At 72.8% G+C, this 18,938-nt stretch carries 20 protein-coding genes; 12 read left to right on the top strand and 8 right to left on the bottom strand.

From position 1 onward, the window contains the following. Window position 1: 1 nt before the first annotated feature. From ABEB12_RS12090 to ABEB12_RS12060, 7 genes are all read right to left on the bottom strand, one after another. Window positions 2-2,884: an FtsW/RodA/SpoVE family cell cycle protein gene (locus ABEB12_RS12090; protein ID WP_185061744.1), complete on the bottom strand. Its 2,883-nt coding sequence runs from the start codon at window positions 2,882-2,884 to the stop codon at window positions 2-4. A gap of 19 nt (window positions 2,885-2,903) precedes the next feature. Next, window positions 2,904-3,503, bottom strand: a complete 600-nt coding sequence (locus ABEB12_RS12085) for a hypothetical protein (protein ID WP_185061745.1) — start codon at window positions 3,501-3,503, stop codon at window positions 2,904-2,906. A gap of 176 nt (window positions 3,504-3,679) precedes the next feature. Then, window positions 3,680-3,829, bottom strand: coding sequence for a hypothetical protein (locus ABEB12_RS12080; protein WP_185061746.1), 150 nt, complete (start codon window positions 3,827-3,829; stop codon window positions 3,680-3,682). 5 nt (window positions 3,830-3,834) lie between these two features. Then, complete coding sequence (locus tag ABEB12_RS12075; RefSeq protein WP_185061747.1) at window positions 3,835-4,767, bottom strand: erythromycin esterase family protein; 933 nt, start codon at window positions 4,765-4,767, stop codon at window positions 3,835-3,837. 49 nt (window positions 4,768-4,816) lie between these two features. After that, on the bottom strand, window positions 4,817-5,197 hold the full coding sequence (locus tag ABEB12_RS12070; protein WP_185061748.1) for a hypothetical protein: 381 nt from the start codon (window positions 5,195-5,197) through the stop codon (window positions 4,817-4,819). 48 nt (window positions 5,198-5,245) lie between these two features. Then, entirely contained in the window at window positions 5,246-6,004 is a 759-nt protein-coding gene (locus ABEB12_RS12065) for a glucose 1-dehydrogenase (protein WP_185061749.1), read from the bottom strand. A 12-nt stretch (window positions 6,005-6,016) separates the two neighbouring features. Continuing rightward, window positions 6,017-6,748: an SDR family NAD(P)-dependent oxidoreductase gene (locus tag ABEB12_RS12060; RefSeq protein ID WP_185061750.1), complete on the bottom strand. Its 732-nt coding sequence runs from the start codon at window positions 6,746-6,748 to the stop codon at window positions 6,017-6,019. Between the two features lie 135 nt (window positions 6,749-6,883). Between ABEB12_RS12060 and ABEB12_RS12055 the strand changes: the two genes are divergently transcribed. Beyond that, window positions 6,884-7,714 (top strand): MmyB family transcriptional regulator, encoded by an 831-nt coding sequence (locus ABEB12_RS12055; RefSeq protein ID WP_185061751.1) that lies wholly within the window; start codon window positions 6,884-6,886, stop codon window positions 7,712-7,714. On the opposite strand, the gene ABEB12_RS12050 is transcribed toward ABEB12_RS12055, so the two are convergent. Continuing rightward, the gene (locus tag ABEB12_RS12050) at window positions 7,711-8,055 is read right to left on the bottom strand and encodes a VOC family protein (protein WP_185061752.1); all 345 of its coding nucleotides are present in this window, start codon (window positions 8,053-8,055) and stop codon (window positions 7,711-7,713) included. The genes ABEB12_RS12055 and ABEB12_RS12050 overlap by 4 nt on opposite strands. 112 nt (window positions 8,056-8,167) lie before the next feature. Here ABEB12_RS12050 and ABEB12_RS12045 point away from each other — a divergent pair, with 112 nt between their 5' ends. The 11 genes from ABEB12_RS12045 to serA all read left to right on the top strand — a co-directional run bounded on the left by ABEB12_RS12045 (window position 8,168) and on the right by serA (window position 18,937). Next, the gene (locus ABEB12_RS12045) at window positions 8,168-8,974 is read left to right on the top strand and encodes a MerR family transcriptional regulator (RefSeq protein ID WP_185061753.1); all 807 of its coding nucleotides are present in this window, start codon (window positions 8,168-8,170) and stop codon (window positions 8,972-8,974) included. 39 nt (window positions 8,975-9,013) lie between these two features. Next, a complete protein-coding gene (locus ABEB12_RS12040; RefSeq protein ID WP_221498154.1) occupies window positions 9,014-9,547 on the top strand; it encodes a hypothetical protein in 534 nt (177 codons plus the stop codon). A gap of 510 nt (window positions 9,548-10,057) precedes the next feature. Next, window positions 10,058-10,864 (top strand): enoyl-CoA hydratase-related protein, encoded by an 807-nt coding sequence (locus tag ABEB12_RS12035; protein ID WP_185061754.1) that lies wholly within the window; start codon window positions 10,058-10,060, stop codon window positions 10,862-10,864. A 5-nt stretch (window positions 10,865-10,869) separates the two neighbouring features. Beyond that, complete coding sequence (locus ABEB12_RS12030) at window positions 10,870-12,075, top strand: CoA transferase (protein ID WP_221498155.1); 1,206 nt, start codon at window positions 10,870-10,872, stop codon at window positions 12,073-12,075. Next, window positions 12,069-13,232, top strand: a complete 1,164-nt coding sequence (locus ABEB12_RS12025; RefSeq protein WP_185061756.1) for an acyl-CoA dehydrogenase family protein — start codon at window positions 12,069-12,071, stop codon at window positions 13,230-13,232. The genes ABEB12_RS12030 and ABEB12_RS12025 overlap by 7 nt, the downstream gene beginning before the upstream one ends. Then, window positions 13,229-13,960 (top strand): GntR family transcriptional regulator, encoded by a 732-nt coding sequence (locus ABEB12_RS12020; RefSeq protein ID WP_185061757.1) that lies wholly within the window; start codon window positions 13,229-13,231, stop codon window positions 13,958-13,960. The genes ABEB12_RS12025 and ABEB12_RS12020 overlap by 4 nt, the downstream gene beginning before the upstream one ends. A gap of 429 nt (window positions 13,961-14,389) precedes the next feature. Further along, window positions 14,390-15,253, top strand: coding sequence for an SDR family NAD(P)-dependent oxidoreductase (locus ABEB12_RS12015; protein ID WP_185061758.1), 864 nt, complete (start codon window positions 14,390-14,392; stop codon window positions 15,251-15,253). A gap of 10 nt (window positions 15,254-15,263) precedes the next feature. Next, the gene (locus tag ABEB12_RS12010) at window positions 15,264-15,731 is read left to right on the top strand and encodes a MerR family transcriptional regulator (RefSeq protein WP_185061759.1); all 468 of its coding nucleotides are present in this window, start codon (window positions 15,264-15,266) and stop codon (window positions 15,729-15,731) included. Window positions 15,732-15,751: 20 nt separating this feature from the next. Next, window positions 15,752-16,699 (top strand): AraC-like ligand-binding domain-containing protein, encoded by a 948-nt coding sequence (locus ABEB12_RS12005; RefSeq protein ID WP_185061760.1) that lies wholly within the window; start codon window positions 15,752-15,754, stop codon window positions 16,697-16,699. A 51-nt stretch (window positions 16,700-16,750) separates the two neighbouring features. Next, a complete protein-coding gene (locus ABEB12_RS12000; RefSeq protein ID WP_185061761.1) occupies window positions 16,751-17,728 on the top strand; it encodes a nitrilase-related carbon-nitrogen hydrolase in 978 nt (325 codons plus the stop codon). A 9-nt stretch (window positions 17,729-17,737) separates the two neighbouring features. Further along, on the top strand, window positions 17,738-18,937 hold the full coding sequence (gene serA / locus ABEB12_RS11995) for a phosphoglycerate dehydrogenase (RefSeq protein ID WP_185061762.1): 1,200 nt from the start codon (window positions 17,738-17,740) through the stop codon (window positions 18,935-18,937). Window position 18,938: the final 1 nt, after the last annotated feature.

The following is an 18,938-nucleotide window of genomic DNA, read 5'->3' as shown; positions in this document are numbered from 1 at the left end:
GTTATCTCCTTCCGGACGGTTCTGCCCGCTGGTGTGCCAGGTAGTGGTCGAGCGCCTCGCGGGCCACGGCGGTGGCACTGTTCTCGCCGGTCCCGGTGCCCTGCACCATCGCGGTCAGCACGATGCTCGGCGCGTCGTGCGGTGCGGCGACGGAGATCCAGTTGTCGTAGAGGTGGTCCGGCAGCGCGCCGTCCTGCGCGGTGCCGGTCTTGGCGCCGACCGGGGCCGGCAGGGTGGCCAACCGGCCGGCGGTGCCGCCGGTGACCGCGGCGCGCATGCCGTCGCGCACCGGGCCGAGCAGGTGGGCGAACGGCAGCGCCGTCGGCGGCGGCGCGGGCAGTGGCAGGTAGTTCGACTCGTCGGTGCCGGTGGCCAGGCCCAGCCGGGGAGTGACCAGCTGCCCGGTGGCCACGGCGGCGGTCCACCGGGCGTTCTGCAGCGGGGTGGTGGTCAGGTAGCCCTGGCCGATGCCCAGGATCACCGTCGAGCCCCCGTACCAGGTACCGCCCTTCGCCCGCACCGAGGCCGGCGTGCCCAGGTACCCGGGTGACTCGTGGGGCAGGTCGATCCCGGTGGGCCGGCCGACCCCGAGCGCGTCCGCGGTGGAGATCATCTTGTCCGGCCCGAGGCCCACCGCGAGCTTGTAGAAGTACACGTCGTTGGACCAGGCCAGGGACTGGCGCAGGTCCATCGGGCCCATGCCCTTCCAGTTGTTGAAGGTGTGCCCGCCCAGGGTGAAGCTGGCGCCGGTGGGGATCACCCGGTCCGCCGGGTAGACCGGGTACAGCTGGTTGGCGGCCGCGATGACCAGCTTGAAGGTGGAACCGGGCGGCACCGGGGTCTGCGCCGCGTGCTGGCGCATCGGGCTGCCCGGCTGGCCGGCCACCGCCCGCACCGCGCCCGCGTCCAGCGGCGGGCCGTAGATGTGGTTGTCGTAGCCGGGCACGCTGGCCAGCGCCAGCACCTGGCCGTTGCGCGGGTCCATCGCCACCCCGGCGCCGATCCGGCCCGGCTGGCTGCGCATGGCGGCGACCAGGCGGTCGTGCAGCACCCGCTGCAGGCCGAGGTCCAGCGCGAGCCGCAGGTTGGCGCCGGCCACCGGCTCGGTGTGCGAGCCCATGGCCACCGGGACGCCGTGCGGGTCCACGTACACGCACTGCTCGCCGTCGATACCCCGCAGCACCGCGTCGTACTGCTGCTCCAGGCCGGCCCGCCCCACCGTCTGGCCCAGCGGCAGGTCCGGCCAGCGGCGCATCTCGGTGGGCGTGGCCAGGCCGGTGTAGCCCAGCACCGGGCCGAGCAGGATGCCGGTGGGGTAGTCCCGGCGGGCCCGGTCGACCAGGATCACCCCGGTGCGGGCCAGCGCGGGCCCGGCACCGGCCGGCACGTCGGCCACCGGCACGGCGAGGGTGGTCGGCGGCGCCGACCAGAGCGCGGAGCGCACCGTGTCCACGGGCTGTCCGGTCAGCTCGGCCAGCCGCTCGGGACCGCCCGGCTGTTCGCGGACCAGAGCGGGCACCGCGAACACCCGCAGCATGCCGTCGGTGGCGCTCACCGCGAGCGGCGCGCCGTGCCGGTCGGTGATCGCCCCCCGGGGCGCCGGAATGGGGAAGCAACGGGTCATCTGCCGCTGCCCGGCGGCGGCCAGCTCCGGCCCCTCGGTGGCCCGCACCCGCCAGCCGTAGTGGCCGAACGAGAGCAGCAGCACCGTGATGGCCAGGGCCACCGCGCGCACCATCCGGGGGCGCCGGGCGCGCCGGCTGCCCACCGCCCAGAGCGGCCGGCGCACCCCGTCGCGGCGCACCCCCAGCACCACACCGAGCGCGGCGAGGTGCACGAGCAGCGCCGAACCGCCGTAGCTGAGCAGCGGGAACGGCACACCGGCCAGCGGCAGCAGGCCCAGGTTGCCGCCCAACGAAACCGTCGTCTCCACCCCGATCAGCGCGGCCAGTCCACCGGCGAGCAGCGCGCCGTGGGCGTTCCGGGTCGCCCGGGTGGCCAGCGCCAGCCGCCACACCAGAACCAGCGCGGCGAGCACCACCGCCGCGCCGGCCCCCACCCCGAACTGCTCCACCACGCTGGCCACGGCGAGGTCGGTGTCCCGTTCGGGCAGGTACTGGGACAGCACGTGGGTGAGCGGCTGGCCGGGACCGAGCAGCCCGGCCGAACCGAGCGCGATGCGGGCCTGCTGCACCGCCCACCCGGCGCCGGCCGGGTCGGTGTGCGAACCGGCCAGGAAGCTGCCCAGCCGCTCCAGCTGGTACGGCCGCAGCAGGCCGACCGCGAGCGGCGCGGCCACCACGCCCGCGCCGACCAGGGACAGCAGGAACCGCCCCGGCACCCGGCCGAGCACCAGCATCACCACGGCCAGCGCGGTGAGCAGGGCCGCCGTGCTCAGGTCCGGCTGCACCACGGTCAGCGCGATCGGGGCCAACGCCAGCGGCACGGCCAGCGCGAACCGCCGCCAGGACGGCTCGGCCGAGCCCAACGCGGACGCGACCACCAGCAGCATGCCCAGCTTGACCAGCTCGGAGGGCTGGAAGGACACCGCCCCGAGGTCGATCCACCGGGTCGCGCCCTTCGCGCTGCTGCCCACCACCAGCACCGCGAGCAGGAAGAAGATCGCCACCGCGTAGCAGGCCCAACCCAGCGCGGCCAGCAGCCGGACCCGGAACCGCCACAGCCAGCCGAGCAGCGCAAGCCCGAGCAGCGCAACCACGGCCTGGCGCGCCGCGAGGCCGAAGCCACTCACCGCGTAGAGGTTGGCGACGCCCAGGCCGACCAGCACCACCGCCGAGGCCACCGCGACCAGGTCGAAGGCACCGCCGCGCAGGTGCTCTCGGGGCAAACCAGCCGGAACGCGTTTTCCGACCGGATAGCCCATGACCGTGTCTCCTCGGCGCCTAGCAGGTTCCGGGGTTCGGTACGCGCAGTGGCGCGCTGGCCGCGACCGGGGTGCCCGGCTCACCGGCCAGGGCAACTACCGCAAGTGCCTTGGCCGACGGCAGCACCACGGTGCTGACCGCGGCCACGCCGGTGCCGCCCGCCGTGACCCTGGCCGACCCTCCGGGGGAGTCCCAGCCGGCCCCGGTGCACCGGTCCAGCACGCGGAAGGTCCAGCGCACCTCCATCGGCGCGGCCACCGCCGGCCGGATCAGCACCCGCACCTGGCAGGGCGCGCCCGGCTCGCACCGGCCCATGGCGCGCAGGTCCACGTCGGCGATCGCCGCCGTGGCGGGCGGCGCGAGCACCGGCACGGGTGGCGCCGGCACGCCGCCGGACGGATCACTGACCGGCGCCGGGCGGGCCGCCTGCTGGAGCAGGTCCACGTCCCGGCCGATCCGTTCCCGCAACAGGGTCAGCTCGGCGATCAGCACCACGACCAGCAGCAACGGCCCGAGCAGCCAGCCCAGGGGGGTCCGGCGGGACCCGAGGCGCAGGTCGACGGCGGGCAGCATCGTGCCGGCGCGCGGATGCGCGCGTCGAACCCTCGGCCGACTCACCCCGACTTCTCCGTCCCCCGACGTGCGGAGGGCCGCCCAGACCCCCGTGCCAAGCACACCACCGCCGGATGACGAAGTGGGCTTCGGCACGGCAACGATCCGAATGCGACCGCGTCCGCGAGCTGACGGTCTACCCGGCCGACCAGCGGCCGAAACGCCTTTCCCGGCGTGTCGAGTCAGGAAAGCGCCGGGATGCGGTCCACGTTGGCCTCCACCCAGCGCCGCGGGGCCTGGGTGAGCGCCTTGGGGCTGATGCCCGGCAGCTTGGCGCGCGGCTCGCCGAACCGCCGGGGAGCCGTCCTCCAGCGCGCCGAGGGCCAGCGCACTCCGATCAGAGTGGTGTCATGGCGGGCGACTCGGCGAGGTAGAGCACGGCGGCGAACTGCTCGCGCACCGCGATGCGCACCTGGTCCGGCCGGCCGAACCACTCCTTGCGCGGCCGGCCGAAGAGCCCGCGCGCCGGCTCGGCGGCCGCCGGGTCGACGATCACGTAGGGGCTGCCGAAACGGCGCAGGCGAGCGTCGAACGAGCGGGAACGGGTGTCCCGCCCGTCGTTCGGCTCCACGTCCTTGCCGGGCCAGCGGGTGGCGACGTGCGAGCCGGTCAGGGCGACCGCCCGGTAGCGGTCGCCCAGTTCCTCGCGCAGCAGCGTGCCCATCCCCCGGACCGCGCCCATCCAGTAGCCCCGCAACCCGGCGCGGTGGGTGGCGTGGGCGAGATGACCGTTGTGGGCCCAGACCACCGTCCTCCGCCCGCCGGCCCGGTGTTCTCTCAGCACCCGCAGGGCCTCGGCCATCCCGTCCTCCCGGGCCTGAACACCGGGCGGCTCCGTGGCCCGGCCGACCAGCGCATCCCGGTCCTCCTCGGGTTGCTGCACGTCGAAGCCGAAGAGGCTGAGCGGGTCGTCCGGGTGCTCGACGTTCCACCGCCGCATCCAGCGCACCTGGCCGACCATCTCGGCGCACGCCCACACCGGGTAGAGGCCGCGTGCCGTCACCTCGGCCGGGTCGCCCTCCCCGGTGGCCAGGTACCGGCCGATCCGTTCCGCGTCCTGCCAGCTCGACTCGATGGCCAGCGCGCGGAACCCGTGCCGGCGGACCAGGTAGGCGAACACCCGGTGTTTGGCCCGGTAGAAGCCGCCGGACGTGTGCACCGACTCACCCAGCCCGACCAGCTCGGCATCGCCGACCAGCTCGCCGAGCGGATCCAGCTCGTGGTCGGGGCCGTCGAGGTCCAGCGAGGTCAACCGGTAGACGCCGTTCACCGGCCCAGTCTGGCCACGCCGGGAGGGAAGATCCACACGATAGGCCCAGTTAGCCCTCGCCGCGCTCCCGGAGCAGGCGGAAGGCGCCGACCGCGGCGTAGCCGCCGGTGAGCGCGCCGAGCGCGACGACGGCGCGCAGCGGTGCGTCCCGGCGAACCAGGTGACCCAGCGCGGTGAGGGTGTCCGAGGTGTCCACGGCCAGCCCGATCCGGTGCCAGCGCCGCCGGCCCTCCGCCGGTTCACCCAGGTAGCCGACGCCGAGCGCGAGAGCCCGCGCGCCGTAGATCCGGGTCAGGTAGGCAACCGTCGGGCTGCTGCTCAGGCCGAATCCTCGCACCAACGGCCCCGGCGCGGCCAGCGCGCACACGCCGAGCAGGATCCGCCCGGCCGCCAACGCGACCAGCGCGTCGGGCTTCTGTCGATCACTCATCGGGGCAGCCTCGCCCGTGTCGGGGGTGGCTGGCAATTACCCGGCGGGTCATTGGGCGGTCCAGCCGCCGTCGACCGGCAGCAGCGCCCCGGTGATGAACGCGGCGGCGTCGGAGGCGAGGAACGCGATCGCCTCGGCGACCTCCTCCGGCCGGCCGATCCGTCGGATCGGGTGGGCCTCGCCGTAGGACGCGAGCATCTCGCGGCCGTTCTCCACGACGCCCTCCATGATGTCGGTGTCGATCACCCCGGGCAGCACGGCGTTGGACCGGATGCCCTTCGGGCCGCCCTCGACGGCGAGTACCCGGGTGATCTGGGCGATGGCGCCCTTGGACGCGGCATAGGCGGTCTGGGTCGGGATGGCCACCACCGACGAGATCGACGCGACCGAGATGATCGCTCCGCGACCGGCGGCCTCCATGACCCGGAACGCCTCGCGGGCCTGCAGGAAGTTGCCGCGCGCGTTGGTGGCCAGGATGGCGTCGAAGTCGTCGGCGCTGGTCTCAGTGACCGTCCGGTTCAGGGTCCGGCCGGCGTTGTTGACCAGGATGTCGAGCCGGCCGAACCGGTCGACCGCCAGCCGCGCGGTGGCCCGGGCGTGCTCCTCGTCGGCGACGTCGCCGACCAGGGCGGCCACGCTCTCCGGGTCGGCGGCGGCCAGCTTCTCGACCGCGTCGGAGCGGTCGGTGACGACCAGCCGGGCGCCGCGTTCGCGCAGCAGCGTCGCGGTGGCGTGCCCGATGCCGCGGGCGGCGCCGGTGACGACGGCGACCCGGCCGGTGAGGTCCCAGCTTGCGGGGGTGGACATGTGAACTCTCTTTCAGCGCTGTCGGGTGGGGCGGACGACGATCTCGTTGACGTCGACGTCCGGGGGTTGGGCGAGGGCGAAGGCGACCGCGCGGGCGACCGCATCCGGTTCGATGGCGTTGGCGCGGTAGGTGCGCATGGCCTCGGCCGCGCCCGGGTCGGTGATGGTGGCGGCCAGCTCGGAGGTCACCACGCCGGGGGAGACGGTGGTGACCCGGACCGACGGCGGTGACTCCTGGCGCAGGCCCTCGGTGATCGCCCAGGCGGCGTACTTGGTGCCGCAGTAGACCGCCGCGGTGGGCGAGACCTGGTGGGCGCCGATGCTGGCCGTGGTGACGAAGTGCCCCCACCCCTGCCGGACGAACACCGGCAGGGCGGCGGCGATGCCGTACAGCAGGCCGCGGACGTTCACGTCGATCATCCGGTCCCACTGGTCGACCAGCAGGGCGTCCAGCCGGGACAGCGGCATCACGCCGGCGTTGTTGACCAGTACGTCGATGCGGCCGTGCCGGTCCAGCGCGCGGGCGACGAAGGCCTCGAAGCCGGCGCGCTCGGTGACGTCGAGACGGGCGGCCTCGATGGAGCCCGGCTCGCCGCGTGCCTTCTCGGCGAGCCGGTCGAGGCGGTCGGTGCGGCGCGCACCGGCCAGCACGTGGTGGCCTTCGGCGGCCAGCCGGGCGGCCACGGCCTCGCCGATGCCGCTGCTCGCGCCGGTAACCAGGACGATCTTCCCCTGGTCGGGCATGTGGTGTTCCCTCCTGAGTGGTTCTCTCGGGTTCACCACCACCGTGCTGGGCCGGCCGGGGATCTGGCAGGACGCGGTCTTCCTGGGAGTTCCGCACCCACCCTGGGCCGGGGGGCGGCGCCTAGAGTTGTGCGGGTGGCGCCCAGTGCACTCGGAGAGTTCCTGCGGGCCCGGCGGTCCCGGGTCGGCCCGGAGGACGTCGGCCTGCCGGCGGTCAGCCACCGCCGGGTGAGCGGTCTGCGGCGCGAGGAGGTCGCGCTGCTCGCCGGGATGAGCGTGGACTACTACGTGCGGCTGGAGCAGGGCCGGGAGCGGAGCCCCTCGGTGCAGGTGCTGGAGGCGCTCAGCTCGACCCTGCGCCTGGACGAGGACGCCCGGGCGCACTTGTTCCGCCTGGCCGGGCTCGGGCCGCGCCCCCGGCCGATCCCGGCGCCGGAGGCGGTCGCGCCCGAGCTGCTACGCCTGCTCGAGTCGTGGCCCGAACAACCGGCCTTGGTGCTCGGCGGCACCTACGACGTGCTGGCCCGCAACCGCATCGGCCGGGCGCTGTTCGAGGAGTTCAGCCACTCGGACAACCTGCTGCTCAACGTCTTCCTCGACCCGGCTGCCCACCGCTTCTACCGCGACTGGCAGTCGGCGGCGGTGAACACGGTCGCGGGTTTCCGCCTGCTCACCGCCCAACGCCTGGCCGACCCGCGCGTCGCCCAGATCCTGCTGGAGCTGGAGGAGCACAGCCCCGAGTTCCGCCGGATCTGGGCACGCAACGACGCCCGGGGGAAGAACGCCGAGACCAAGACCTTCGTTCACCACCAGGTCGGCGAGCTGACCCTGCACATGCAGGCGTTCGACGTCCGGTCCGCCCCGGGCCAGCAGCTGATCGTCTACCACACGGAGCCGGAATCCCCGAGCGCGCAGGCCGTCCGCCTGCTCGGCAGCCTCGCCGCCACCGCCGACCTCGAGTCCTAGGCGGCCACCAGGCAGAACTCGTTGCCCTCGGGATCGGCCAGCGTGGTCCAGCGGGCGCCGTCCTCCTCCCGCTCCGCCAGCACCTCCGCACCCAGCCCCACCACCCGTTCCACCTCGGCCGACAGGTCGGCAACGGCGAAGTCGGCGTGCACCCGGTTCTTCGGCCCCTTCGGCTCGGGGACCCGGGTGAACGCCCAGCCCGGGCCGCCGTCGGCCCCGATCGAGGCGAACTCCTCGCTGGCCCCGTCGTCGACGCCCCGGCCGAGCACGCCGGCCCAGAACCCGGCCAGCTTGGCGGCGTTCGCGCAGTCCACCGTGATCGCGGACAGTTCGACGCTCATCGTTGACTCCTTCGGTCGTGGAAAACCCCTCCGGGCGCCACGCTCGACCCTGCCCCTACCGGAGGGTCAACTCGTTGAGACTCCCCCAGGGGGAGGGCGCAGAATCCCCGTCATGGACGTGCTGCTGACCATCGGCGACTTCTCCCGCATGACCTACCTCAGCGTGAAGGCGCTCCGGCACTACCACGAGATCGGCCTGCTCGAACCGGCCGAGATCGACCCGGCCAGCGGTTACCGGCTCTACCGGCCGGCCCAGGTGACGACCGCGCAGGTGATCCGCCGGCTGCGCGACTTGGACATGCCGCTGGACGCGGTCCGCACCGTGCTGGGCGCCCCGGACCTGGACAGCCGGAACGCGGTGATCGTCGAGCACCTGCGAGGCATGGAGCGGCGCCTGGAGCAGCTCAACAGCACGGTCACCTCGCTGCGGGTGCTGCTGGAGCAGCCCTCGCCGGCCCTCGAGGTCGAGTACCGGTCGACCCCGGCGGTGCGCGCGCTGGCCATCACCGGCCGGGTACGGATGGACGACTCCGAGCAGTGGCTCTCCGACGCCCTGGGGGAGGTCGCGGCCGCGGTACACGCGCACCGGGCGGGCCCGGACGGGGCGCTGTACTTCAGCGACTTCTTCCACGCCGACGCGGGCGGCATGACCGCGTTCGTGCCGGTCACCGGCCCGGTGCGGGCGACCGGGCGGGTCGAGGAGATCGAGCTGCCGGCCGTGGAGCTGGCGGTGAGCGTGCACCGGGGGCCGTCGGCCCAGGTCGACCGGACCTACGGCGCGCTGGGCACCTTCGTCGCCGAGCGGGCCTTCGGCGTGGACGGCCCGATCCGGGAGCACTACCTGGTCACCACGGCCGACACCGCCGACGAGCGGCTGCACCGCACGGAGGTGTGTTGGCCGGTGTTCCGCACGAGCTGACTGGACCCTCACCGTACGGGAGGCCCGAAGCTCGCCGGCATGGATGCCATCTTTGACGACAACGCGTTGCCGCGAGCCCTGCACAACGAAGGGCCGGACCCGGAGCTGGCCGGCGAGCTCGCCCTGTTCGGCCAGTTCGTCGGCTCGTGGGAGCTGGAATGCGTGCGCTACGCACCGGACGGATCGCAACTCTCCGTGATGTACGGGGAGCTGCGGTTCGGCTGGGTGCTCGGTGGCCGCGCGGTGCAGGACGTGTGGATCGTCCCCGGCCGCGGCCAGCCCGGCGAGGGCAAGGCCCCGGGCTTCCACGGCACGACCATCCGCTTCTACGACCCCGACCTGGGCGCGTGGCGGTCCACCTGGATCGACCCGCCGAACAACCGGGTGCGCCGGTTCATCGGTCGGCCGGTGGACGGGGGGATCGAACTCATCAGCGACGAGGGGATCGAGCCCACCTGGCGCTGGCGGTTCCGCGACATCACCCCCGACGCCTTCACCTGGACCAGCGACCGCTCCACCGAGGAGGAACCGGCTTGGACCCACGAGGTGCTGATGCGGGCCAAGCGGGTCTGATGAGGCTGGCCGGTGGCGCCGCGTGCGTTCGCTACGCACCGTGATGGCCCGCTTGGCCTTGAACTAGTCCTTGCCACCGTTGCTCGCCGAGTGCGCGCCCAGTCCGGTTCGATCATGGGGAAGACCGGGCTGCGCCAGCGTTCGGTGGAGACGGGCCGCGCCTACCGCCCCAAATCAACCACGGTCCGTAACCAGCTGCGGAAGACCACCCAGCCGCGCGGTCCAAGCCGCTCTTTACGGCCTTCCACCACACCTCCGGCCCGATCGGGGGCGGTTGCTGAGCCTCGGCGCCTTGCCGGCGCCTGCGCCGAGCTCACCCTGAGAGACGCAGCTCATCAGTAAAGGGTCTCTCACGATGAGTTGACGTTGCACTGGTCGCCGACGGGGGTCGGGTCGGCTATGCGGATGGCAAGTGTTCGGCAATTACGTTATGCGTATCTGTCATGGTCCTCGCGGATCGGTGGATTCGTTTCTATGGTTGAACCATTGATACTCGATGAGGAGTGTTCGATGGTTGACTACTCGGCGTACTCGAGGTTGTCGGTGCGGGTCAGCGACCGGCTCGCCACCGTGGTGCTGAACCGGCCGGACCAGCGGAACGCGATCGACCACGCGATGCACGTGGAGCTGGCCCGGGTGTGGGTGGACCTGGCCGAGGACCCGGAGGTCTTCGCCGTCCTGCTGACCGGCGCCGGCGACGTGTTCAGCGTCGGCGGCAACGTCCGGGGGATGCTGGAGCGGCCCGGCGGGGACGTGGCCCCGGATGGGCAGCCGTTCGAGCCGGGCGGCGCCAGAAGGATCATCTACAACCTGCTGGACCTGGACAAACCCGTGGTCTGCGCGCTCAACGGGCATGCCGTGGGCCTCGGCGCCACGATCGCGCTGTGCACCGACATCACGGTCATGTCGAGCGCCGCGAAGATCGCCGACACCCACGTCAAGGTGGGCCTGGTCGCCGGGGACGGCGGCGCCGCGCTGTGGCCGCTGCTGGTCGGCCCGGCGCGGGCCAAGGAGATGCTGATGCTCGGCACCCTGCTGACCGGCGAGCAGGCCGAGCGGCTGGGCCTGGTCAACCACGTCGTCGAGCCCGACGAGGTGGTGCCCACCGCCACCCGGATCGCCCGCGAGCTGGCGGACGGCCCCACCTGGGCGATCCGGTGGACCAAGCTGTCGGTGAACAAGTGGCTGAAGCAGCAGGTCAACCTGGTCTTCGACACCTCGATGGCGCTGGAGATGGCGACCTTCCACACCGCTGACCACCGGGAGGCGGTCACCGCGTTCCTGGAGAAGCGGCGCCCCGAGTTCACCGGCCGGTGATGGGGGTGGCGAGCGGGGTCCTGGACGGCGTCCGGGTGCTGGACTTCACCACGACGATGGCCGGGCCGATGTGCACCCGGCTGCTGGCCGACCTGGGCGCGGAGGTCATCAAGGTCGAGTCCCCGGACGGCGACCACCTGCGGGTGCGGCCGCCCCTGCGGGAGGGTCCGAACGGCCCGCACAGCACGTACTTCGGCCAGCTCAACCGGGGTAAGCGGTCGATCGTGCTGGACCTGAAGAACCCGGTGGGCCGGGACCTCGCGGTGCGCCTCGCCGGGCTGGCCGACGTGGTGGTGGAGAACTTCCGCCCCGGGGTGATGCGCCGGCTCGGGCTGGACTACCCGGCGCTGTCCGAGGCCAACGCCGGCCTGGTCTACTGCGCGATATCCGGCTACGGGCAGACCGGCCCGTCCGCGCAGCGGCCGGCCTACGCGCCGGCCATCCACGCCGACAGCGGGTTCGACCTGACCCACCTCGGTTATCAGGACGGCGCGGACCGGCCGGCCGCCACCGGGCTGTTCATCGCCGACGTGTTCGGCGCGGTGTACGCCTTCGGCGCGATCCAGGCGGCGTTGCTGCACCGGCACCGCACCGGCCGGGGCCAGGCGATCGACCTGTCGCTGCTGGAGACCATGCTCGCGCTGCAGGTGTTCGAGGTGCAGCACGCCCAGTTCCCCGGCCGGCGGCGCCGGCCGCTGTACCGGCCGCTGCGCACCACCGACGGCTTCGTCATGGCCGCCCCGGTCAACCAGCGCAACTACCAGCGGCTGGTGGAGGCGCTCGGCCACCCGGAGTGGGGCGACGACCCCCGGTTCACCACGCCGGCCGAGCGCGAACACCACTGGGACGAGCTGATGTCGCTGGTGGAGGCCTGGACCTCGGCGCGCACCGCGGCCGACTGTGAACGCACGCTGCTGGCCGCCGGCGTGGCCTGCGCCCGGTACCGCGAGGTGCCGGAAGTGCTGGCCGACCCGCAGCTGGCCCACCGGGAGGCGCTGGCCACCGCCCGGGACGGGGCCGGGCCGTTCCTCATGCCCAACCCGCCGTTCCGGCTCTCCGCCGCACCCGTGGCGGGCTCGGACTGGGTGCCCGGCCTGGGGGAGCACGGCCCGGACGTGCTCACCGAACTGCTCGACGCCTCGCCGGACCGGGTGCGCCGGTGGCACGCGGCCGGCGCCTTCGGACACCGGAACAGGAGCGACGCATGCTGAGCGCCGAACACGAGGACTTCCGCGACTCGGTCCGCCGGATGGCCGCGGAACGGGTCGCGCCGATCGCCGACGAGCTGGACCGCACCGACCGGTTCCCGGAGCACCTGGTCGAGGTGTTCGGCGACATGGGGCTGCTGCAGCTGGCGGTGCCCGAGGAGTACGGCGGCCCGGGTGCCGACCTGATCGCCACCTGCATCGCCCGCGAGGAGGTCGCCCGGGCCGGGTCGATGGCGCTGGCCCAGCTGGCCGGGCAGACCGGGATCGTGGTGCAGGGCCTGCTGGACAGCGCCGGCGAGGAGCTGAAACGGCAGGTCCTGCCCGAGTTGGCCGAGGGCCGCACGCTGACCTGCATCGCGCTCACCGAGAGCGACGTCGGGTCCGATCCGGCGCTGCTCACCACCCGGGCGGTCCGGGACGGCTCCGACTGGGTGATCAACGGGTCGAAGCAGTTCATCACCTGGGGCCGGGTGGCCCGGTACGCGCTGGTGTTCGCCCGCACCAACGACCGGCCGAGGGCCGCCGGGGTCACCGCCTTCCTGGCCGACACCGACCAGCCGGGGTGGGTGGTGGCCCGGGAGAACGACAAGATGGGCCAGCGCGGGGTGCCCAACAACGAGATCTTCCTCGACGGGCTGCGGGTGCCCGACCACATGCGGGTGGGCGACGAGGGCCGGGGTTTCAGCGCCGCGCTGCGCGGCCTGCACCTCAACCGCCCCACGGTGGCCGCGCTGGCCGTCGGCGGCGCCCAGTGCGCGCTGGACTACGCCGTCCGCTACGGCGCCGGCCGGCGCACCGGTGGCCACCTGGTCACCGACTACCAGGGCATCCAGTGGATGATCGCGCGGGCCGCCACCCGCATCGAGGCGGCCCGCAGCCTGGTCTACCGGTGCGCGCTCGAGCACGCCGGAGGGGCGGACCACCGGGAACTCACCCGGCTGTCCTCGATGGCCAAGCTGTTCGCCACCGACGTGGCCCAGCAGGTCACCTACGATGCGCTGCAGATGCTCGGCGGTCACGGGTACATGCGTGACCACCCGGTGGAACGCTATGCCAGGGATGCGCGCATCCTGACCATCTACGAGGGCACCAACGAGATCCAGAAGAACATCATCGCGCGCCACGAGCTGCGCGACTTCGTGAAGGAGAGACCGGCATGACCGACCCGGTGTTCGAACCGGTGCGGTCGCAGCGCGCCTTCGACGTGATCATCGGCCAGATCCGGGCGATGCTGCGCAGCGGCGAGCTGCGCCCCGGCGACCGGTTGCCGTCCGAGCGGGCGCTGTCCGAGCAGTTCCAGGTCAGCCGGAACACGGTGCGCGAGGCGCTGCGCATGCTGGAGATCTCCGGCCTGATCACGCTGCGCAAGGGTGCCACCGGCGGCGCGTTCATCGCCAAACCCGACCCCGGGGTGCTGGCCAACGGGCTGTCCGACGCGATCCAGCTCACCGCGATCTCCCTGTCCGACCTCACCGAGGCGCGGCTGTGGGTGGAGTCGATGATCGTCCGGGTGGCCTGCGAGCGGATGACCGAGGAGCACCTCCAGGCGCTGCACGACAACGTCGAGCAGGCCGGCAAGCTCTCCGCCCAGGGCGACTGGGAGCGCAAGGCGGTGGTACACATCGAGTTCCACAACCTGCTCGCCCAGGCCACCGGCAACCCCATCCTGTCCATCCTGATGAGGTCGCTCACCGAGGTGGTGCGGGAGATCGGGATCGCGGCCGGGCCGGCCACCGACGACGTCACCCTGCGCTCCCGAGCCCGGCTGCTCGGCCACCTGCGCCGGCGGGACGCGGACCAGGCGGTGGCCGAGATGGAACACCACCTGCGACGCCTGCACGAGATGTGGCTGACCGGCGCCTACGAGGGCTCCCGCACCCCGCGCTGACGCAAAGAGACGCCTCCACACGCGGCTTAACCAACTCCCCTTGCTTGGTCGACATCAACCTCACGGCCCTCCAAGAAGCCGGAAAGGGCGCTGAGGTTGATGTGGATCTTCAGGTGGGTGCGCGACGGTTTGAAATCAGCTTGGACGGCGCGGCTGGGTAGCCTCCCGTGGCTCGGGTGCGGCCGGTTGCGTTTGGTTCGGGCGCGGGCGGGCACTTCTGTTACGGACCGTGATGGCCGGCTTGGCTCCTGAACGAGTGCTCGACGAAAGCGGGCCGGTCGGGCCGCCATCAGCCGACCACGGTCCGTAACCAGGGCGCGGAACGTCCCGCGCCGTCCAAGCCGATCCTTAGATCGGCACCCACCCGGCCCCTTTTTCTTCGCGGTCGGGCTTGCGTTTGAGCGCGCTCAAATTTCTAGCGTTGCGGCCATGACAACTTCTCTCACCTGGATCATCACCGGCGCTTCCCGCGGCTTCGGCCGGGCCATCGCCGAATTCGCCCTGGCCGGCGGCGACAACGTGGTGGCGGCCGTCCGCAACCCGGAGTCGGTGGCCGACCTGGCCGGCGCGCACCCGGAGCGGTTCGCGGCCGTCGAGTTCGACGCGGCGGACACCGCGCGGGCGCAAGAGCTGGTCCGCGCCTCGGTCGACCGGTTCGGCCGGGTCGACGTACTGGTCAACAACGCCGGCCGGGGCTACATCGGGGCGGCCGAGGAGGTCAGCGAGGCCGACCTGCGCGAGTCCATGGACCTGCACCTGTTCGGGCCGGCGGCGCTGGTCCGGGCCGCGCTGCCGGTCATGCGCGCGCAGCGCGCCGGCACCATCGTGCAGATGAGCAGCCAGGGCGGGCGGCTGTCCTTCCCCGGCGTGGGAACCTACTCGGCCGGCAAGTTCGCCCTGGAGGGGTGGTCGGAGGCGCTGGCCGGGGAGGTGGCGCCGTTCGGGGTGCGGGTGATGATCGTGGAACCCAGCCGGTTCCGGACCTCGTTCAACGCGCCCGGGACGCTCCGGTTCGCGGCCTCGCGGTCCGACTACGCCGACATCCTGGCGGCGGTCCGGGCCGACCTGGCCGGCGCCGACGGCATCCAGGAGGGCGACCCGGTGAAGGCGGCCGAGCTGATCGTGTCGCTGGCCCACGCCGAGCGGGTGCCGCTGCGGCTGCCACTGGGCGCCGAGGCGGTCCAGCGGATCGGGAACGCCTACCGCCGCGGCCTCGAGGAACTGGACCAGTGGGAGGAAGCCGCGCGCGGAACGGACTTCGCCGGGGTCCCCGCCTCGGTCCGGCCCGTCTAGGCTGGGTTCCGTGGCTACCGAAGACCTGATGGCCAAGGCGCTCGCGGCACTGGGCGAGGTCGACGGGCCGATGTCGGTCGAGGTGATCCACCGGCTGGTGGACACCGGCGACGACACCGGCCCGATGAACATCGCCGAGGTGGCCGACCTGCTGGACATCTCGCCGCACACTCTGCGCTACTACGAGCGGGTCGGCCTGGTCGAGGTCGACCGGGACAGCAGCGGTCACCGGCTCTACCGGCCGGAGACCGTGCGCCGGCTGGTCTTCCTGACCCGGATGCGGCTGTCCGGGATGGCGATGCGCGACCTGCAGCACTACATCGCGCTGGTGGACGACGGCGAGGCGACGGTGCCCGAGCGGCTGGACATGCTGCTGGAACACCGCGACACCATCCGCCGCCAGATCAAGGAGCTGACCCTCTCCCTGGCCGCCACCGAGTACAAGATCGCCACCTACGGCGGCCGCGCCGGCGACTGAACCGGCCTATGCTGCCGGTCATGGCGCTCGAGCCGACGACCGTCATGACCACGGACGGGGTACCGCCCGAGGATGCGTTCGGCTACTGGAGCGACCTGATCTGCGCGGAGTTCGTGCAGCTGGAGGCCCGGGCGCTGGACACCCGCCGGTTCGCCGGCAGCATCGAGCACGACTCGCTGGACGACCTGTGCTTCTCCGTGGTCAGCTCGCGGGGGCAGCGGGTGGACCGGACCCGCCGGCTGATCGCGGCCAGCCGCGAGGAGGTGGTGCTGGTCAGCATCCAGCTGGCCGGCACCGGGTCGGTGCGGCAGGCCGGGCGGCTGGCCCGCCAGTCGGTGGGCACGATGACCTTCTACGACAGCACCGTGCCCTACACGCTGGAGTTCGACGCGCCGTTCCGCCAGCTCATCGTGCAGGTGCCGAGGGCGATGCTGCCGGTGGGCGTGCTGGGCGGGGCGACGGCGGTCGGCCTGGCCCCCCACGGTCCGGGCGGGGTGGTGGCCGACTTCCTGCTCGGCCTGCACCGGTTGCGGCGGACTCACCCGGCGGCGGCCGCCGTGCTGGTGCCGCACGCGGTCGGGCTGGTGGACGGCGCGCTGCGGCTGGCCGAGGGCTCGGGCAGCTGGTCGGCCGCCGCCGGCTCGGCCCACCTGAGGGAACGCGTCCACCGGTTCGTCGCCGCGCACGCGCGGGAGGCGGACCTGGACGTGAACCGGGTGGCCACCGCCTGCGGGATCTCCCGCCGCACGCTGTTCCGGGTGCTGGCCGAGGGCGGCGAGGGGTTCACCGAGCTGGTCCGGCGGCACCGCGTGCGCCGGGCCAAGGAACTGCTGCGCGCCCACCCCGGGCGGCTGCTGTCGACGGTCGCCCACGAGTCCGGGTTCGGCGGTGAGGCGCAGCTGCACCGGGCCTTCCGCGCGGTCACCGGCACGACGCCGGGGGCGTACCGAGGCACGAACCGTCAGTAGCCCTGGCGCGAAACGTCAGTCCCCGGCCCGGGACGGCCCCAGAATCTCCGCATGGCGAAGGTGGTGCGGGTGGCGGCGGTGCAGGCCGAGCCGAAGTGGCTGGACCTGGACGCCGGCGTGCGTCAGGTGATCGAGCTGATCGGGCAGGCCGCCGCGCGGGGCGCCCGGCTGGTGGTGTTCCCCGAGACCTTCCTGCCCGGCTACCCGTGGTGGATCTGGCTGGACGCGCCGGCGGCCGGCATGCGGTTCGTGCCCGGGTACGCGGAGAACTCGATGACCAGGGACGGCGCCGAGCTGCGCCGGATCGCCGCCTCGGCCGCCGAGCACGGCGTGCACGTGGTGCTCGGCTTCTCCGAACGGGCCGGCGGCAGCCTGTACATGGCGCAGGCCTTCCTCTCCGACACCGGCGAGGTGCTGGGAGTGCGCCGCAAGCTGAAGCCGACGCACGTCGAGCGGTCGGTGTTCGGCGAGGGCGACGGCAGCGACCTGCGGGTGTTCGAGACGGAGCTCGGCCGGGTGGGTGGGCTGAACTGCTGGGAGCACCTCCAGCCACTGGTCAAGTACGCGCTGTTCAGCTTCGGCGAGCAGATCCACGCGGCCGCGTGGCCGAGCTTCTCCCTCTACCGGGGCGGGGCCAGGGCACTGGGACCGGAGGTCAACACCGCCGCGAGCCTGGTGTACGCGGTGGAGGGGCAGTGCTTCGTGGTGGCGTCCTGCGCGACGGTCGGACCGGCCGGGCAGGAGCTGTTCTGCGACACCGAGGCGAAGCGGCAGCTCCTGGCCCAGGGCGGGGGATTCGCGCGCATCTTCGGGCCGGAGGGCACCCCGCTCGGGGATGAGCTGGCCGAGGACGAGGAGGGCCTGGTCGTCGCCGACCTGGACTTCTCGCTGATCGCCATCGCCAAGTCGGCGGCCGACCCGGTCGGCCACTACTCGCGGCCCGACGTGCTGCGCCTGTACGTCAACCGGGCGTCCACCCCGAGGGTGGTCGAGGTGGAGGACGTGCCCGCGCCCACCTTCGCCGACTAAGTTGGTCGTGTGAAGGTACTTCTGACGGAAGGCATCCACCCGGTCGCGACGGAGCTGTTCCGCCGCGCCGGCTGCGACGTCGATCTGCGCAAGGGCTCGTTGAGCGAGGACGAGCTGATCGAGGAGCTGCCGGGGGTCACGCTGCTCGGCATCCGCTCGAACACCAGGGTGACCCCTCGGGTGCTCGATGCGGGCAAGGATCTGCTGGCGCTGGGATGCTTCTGCATCGGCACCAACCAGGTCCACCTGACCGACGCGGCGGAGCGGGGACAGGCCGTGTTCAACGCGCCGTTCTCCAACACCCGCAGCGTGGTCGAGCTGGTGCTCGGCGAGATCATCGCGTTGGCCCGGCGGCTGCCGGAGAAGACGCAGCGCATGCACGAGGGGATCTGGGACAAGTCGGCCAAGGGCAGCCACGAGGTGCGGGGGCGCACCCTCGGCATCCTCGGCTACGGCAACATCGGCACCCAGCTGTCCAACGTCGCCGAGGCCTTCGGCATGCGGGTGATCTTCTACGACACCGCCGACCGGCTGGCCCACGGCAACGCGAAGCGGGTCGGCTCGCTGGACGAGCTGCTGGCCGAGTCGGACGTGGTGAGCATCCACGTGGACGGCCGGCCGGGCAACGCGGGGCTGTTCGGCGCGGAGCAGTTCGCCAAGATGAAGCCGCGAGCGATCTTCATCAACGCGTCCCGGGGCATGGTCGTGGACGAGCTGGCGCTGCGCGAGCACATCCTGTCCGGCCACCTGGCCGGCGCCGCGATGGACGTGTTCCCGATCGAGCCGAAGGCCCAGGGCGACCCCTTCGACTCGCCGCTGCGCGGGCTGGACAACGTGATCCTCACCCCGCACGTGGGCGGTTCGACGCAGGAGGCGCAGGAGGAGATCGGCTACTTCGTCGCCAACAAGCTGCTCGGGTTCGTCAACGGCGGCAGCACCGCGCTGTCGGTCAACCTGCCCCAGGTGGGGCTGCCCCGGCCCCCGGGCACGTTCCGGATGGCCTACCTGCACACCAGCGTGCCGGGGGTGCTGGCCGACATCAACCGGACGGTCGCCGAGACCGGGGTCAACGTGGTGGGCCAGTCGCTGTCCACCAGCGGTGACCACGGCTACGTGCTCACCGACACCGACGCGGCGCTGCCCGAGGAAGCCCTGGCAACGCTGCGCCGGTCGGCCCACACCGTCTGGCTGCGCACCTGGCAGCCCTGAC

The sequence above is a fragment of the Actinospineispora eucalypti genome (assembly GCF_039543365.1).
GTDB classification, from domain to species: domain Bacteria; phylum Actinomycetota; class Actinomycetes; order Mycobacteriales; family Pseudonocardiaceae; genus Pseudonocardia; species Pseudonocardia eucalypti.
This window is presented reverse-complemented; position numbering and strand designations above follow the sequence as displayed.

Bases quoted from the DNA above. Each gene is read 5' to 3' on its own strand.
- ABEB12_RS12020 (WP_185061757.1), top strand. From the start codon at position 13,229: ATGACCGACCCGGTGTTCGAACCGGTGCGGTCGCAGCGCGCCTTCGAC.
- ABEB12_RS12005 (WP_185061760.1), top strand. From the start codon at position 15,752: ATGGCGCTCGAGCCGACGACCGTCATGACCACGGACGGGGTACCGCCC.
- ABEB12_RS12025 (WP_185061756.1), top strand. From the start codon at position 12,069: ATGCTGAGCGCCGAACACGAGGACTTCCGCGACTCGGTCCGCCGGATG.
- ABEB12_RS12070 (WP_185061748.1), bottom strand. From the start codon at position 5,197: ATGAGTGATCGACAGAAGCCCGACGCGCTGGTCGCGTTGGCGGCCGGG.
- ABEB12_RS12015 (WP_185061758.1), top strand. From the start codon at position 14,390: ATGACAACTTCTCTCACCTGGATCATCACCGGCGCTTCCCGCGGCTTC.
- ABEB12_RS12000 (WP_185061761.1), top strand. From the start codon at position 16,751: ATGGCGAAGGTGGTGCGGGTGGCGGCGGTGCAGGCCGAGCCGAAGTGG.
- ABEB12_RS12060 (WP_185061750.1), bottom strand. From the start codon at position 6,748: ATGCCCGACCAGGGGAAGATCGTCCTGGTTACCGGCGCGAGCAGCGGC.
- ABEB12_RS12035 (WP_185061754.1), top strand. From the start codon at position 10,058: ATGGTTGACTACTCGGCGTACTCGAGGTTGTCGGTGCGGGTCAGCGAC.
- ABEB12_RS12090 (WP_185061744.1), bottom strand. From the start codon at position 2,884: ATGGGCTATCCGGTCGGAAAACGCGTTCCGGCTGGTTTGCCCCGAGAG.
- ABEB12_RS12065 (WP_185061749.1), bottom strand. From the start codon at position 6,004: ATGTCCACCCCCGCAAGCTGGGACCTCACCGGCCGGGTCGCCGTCGTC.
- ABEB12_RS12050 (WP_185061752.1), bottom strand. From the start codon at position 8,055: ATGAGCGTCGAACTGTCCGCGATCACGGTGGACTGCGCGAACGCCGCC.
- ABEB12_RS12045 (WP_185061753.1), top strand. From the start codon at position 8,168: ATGGACGTGCTGCTGACCATCGGCGACTTCTCCCGCATGACCTACCTC.
- ABEB12_RS12040 (WP_221498154.1), top strand. From the start codon at position 9,014: ATGGATGCCATCTTTGACGACAACGCGTTGCCGCGAGCCCTGCACAAC.